The sequence below is a fragment of the Mycobacterium sp. genome (assembly GCF_008709575.1).
Taxonomy (GTDB): Bacteria; Actinomycetota; Actinomycetes; order Mycobacteriales; family Mycobacteriaceae; genus Mycobacterium.
Genome location: NZ_VYIK01000373.1, coordinates 1 through 680, shown reverse-complemented (window position 1 = coordinate 680; position 680 = coordinate 1). Strand labels below are relative to the sequence as shown.

The window sequence follows — 680 nt, the reverse complement described above, 5'->3', positions numbered from 1 at the left end:
AGGAGCATGGCCACGCCGAAGACCGCGAGTGCGAGTCGAAGCATTTTGTCCGCGGATGGCATTTCGCACCTCCAAAGTCCTGCGGGCATTCTACGGCGAGCATGGGGTGTACACGGGCACGCTCAGGCCGAGACGGATCGAGGCGTGGGACCCGCCGTCAACGAAGATGACGCTCCCGCACAAGAAGTCCACAGCAGCCGTCAGCCGGCTGTTCCGGCGTCCCCGAACCCGCCGATCGGGGCGGGAAACGAATGAATGCGCTTGGCTTCCTTGGGCGTCGACAGCTGCTCCTGCAGAAGCGATGTCATAATCCCCCGGCGCAGGAGCATTCAGGCCTATGCCCGCGCCCGCCTGCCTTCTTGGCATCGCGGACAAGAAAAGCCGAGACGGTGCGCGCGGGCACCAGCGGCGGCAGTGCCGGCATCATCCAATCGGGACTCTGCCGTCGCCACCACACCTGCGGCCGCTGCCCATGCGGACCATCGGCGGCACTGTGGTGACTCGGGCACCTACCGGCCGGCGTTGCGGGCCAGATCGATGGCGTACTGATTCACGAAAGTGCCCGCCGGGGGATCCCCTTTGCCGCAGCTTCCGTCGGATTCGCCGGGACGTTTGATCCACAGGTAGGCGTCAGCGTGTGCGCCCGCGGTGGCCGCAGTCGGCGCAGCGCCCAGTGCTCG

The 680-nt window shown here is 66.8% G+C and carries 1 protein-coding gene and 1 pseudogene; both read right to left on the bottom strand.

Translation table 11 applies throughout. The features are described from left to right. Positions 1–141: 141 nt before the first annotated feature. A pseudogene (locus F6Q13_RS19035) lies at positions 142–351 on the bottom strand (NAD-dependent epimerase); the annotation flags it as partial. A gap of 158 nt (positions 352–509) precedes the next feature. Continuing rightward, positions 510–680: glycoside hydrolase family 6 protein (locus F6Q13_RS19030; RefSeq protein ID WP_293059844.1), on the bottom strand; the 171-nt coding region annotated here is incomplete at its 5' end.